General features: G+C 47.6%; 1 protein-coding gene and 1 pseudogene. Both read left to right on the forward strand.

The window, feature by feature from the left end:
• The first annotated feature begins 80 nt into the window (after positions 1 to 80).
• Positions 81 to 713 (forward strand): relaxase/mobilization nuclease domain-containing protein, encoded by a 633-nt coding sequence (locus ACFVFH_RS35800; RefSeq protein ID WP_021838007.1) that lies wholly within the window; start codon positions 81 to 83, stop codon positions 711 to 713.
• A 125-nt stretch (positions 714 to 838) separates the two neighbouring features.
• Positions 839 to 1,055, forward strand: a pseudogene (locus ACFVFH_RS35805) (hypothetical protein); the annotation flags it as partial.

Raw genomic sequence — 1,055 nt, forward strand, 5'->3', positions numbered from 1 at the left:
CTCCAGTTCCTTCTGGACAATTACAGCCGGTTTAAGTCAAACAGGAATTTGATTGAAGAATACGAGCAGGGGAGATACTGATGGTCGTTCATGTGAAATCGCTTGGTTTTGCCAGCCACCACAAAGGCGGCAAGCCGATCTCTCACATCAAAGAGCATATCAAGTACATAGAACTTGATCGTGATCATCACCGGACGCCGCCGGAACTGTTCACGGCTACCCAGGACAACATCAAACGAATTGAATTTTTCCAAAAGCTGAACGAACAGCCAAAGGTCGGCGTGGTCGGCCATAAGCTCGTGATCTCGCTCAGCGAGGATGAAAAAGAGCGCTACGGGACCGATCTGAAGGAATTGGTCCGAGACACCATGAATCGTTTTGAAACCAAGTACAACGTTAAACTAGATTGGGTTTCCGCCGTCCATGATGATAAAGGGCATCCTCACGCGCATGTCGTCATTCGAGGCTATAACGAGGATGGAAAACAGGTCGGCCTGTATCCTTCCCACCTGAAAGACTTGCATCAATTCGCTGATCAGGAAAAGCTACGGCAGTTTGAGAGATCAAAAGACAGCGCCCGCAGTCGTGATTTTTTGAAAGAGCTAGAGGAAGAAAGAAAGCATGAACCAACGCTTGATCTACCCCTTGCATTGGAGCCGGAACATGCCGTCAAAAACAAAGCACGATCAAGAGATCAAGAAATGGAACGTTGAGACAGGCCCCGCGGCCTGTTTTTTTGTTTTTCTGGCTTGTAGCGTTGACTTTTCGAAATAGGAAGGCATTTACGAGATTCATAGCGAATGTTGTAGCGCATAAGGAAAAATCGAGGTGATCCGCTATGAACACCGATACAACCGCTACAAAACTTACTTCAAAAGACGTGTCCTCCCGCCTTGGCATAGAGACCGTCACAGTCCGCAAATATTCAAAGCTGCTCGAGTCTCACGGCTATTTTTTCGAGCGCGACACCAAGGGCTGGCGACTCTACAACAAAGATGATTTATCCGCTATAGAGTATCTCTACAACATGAACAAATTGGACGGCCCATCCCTCC

The organism is Streptomyces sp. NPDC057697 (genome assembly GCF_042799335.1).
Classification (GTDB): Bacteria; Actinomycetota; Actinomycetes; order Streptomycetales; family Streptomycetaceae; genus Streptomyces.

Coding starts and splice junctions, on each gene's coding strand:
- ACFVFH_RS35800 (WP_021838007.1), top strand. CDS start 81: ATGGTCGTTCATGTGAAATCGCTTGGTTTTGCCAGCCACCACAAAGGC.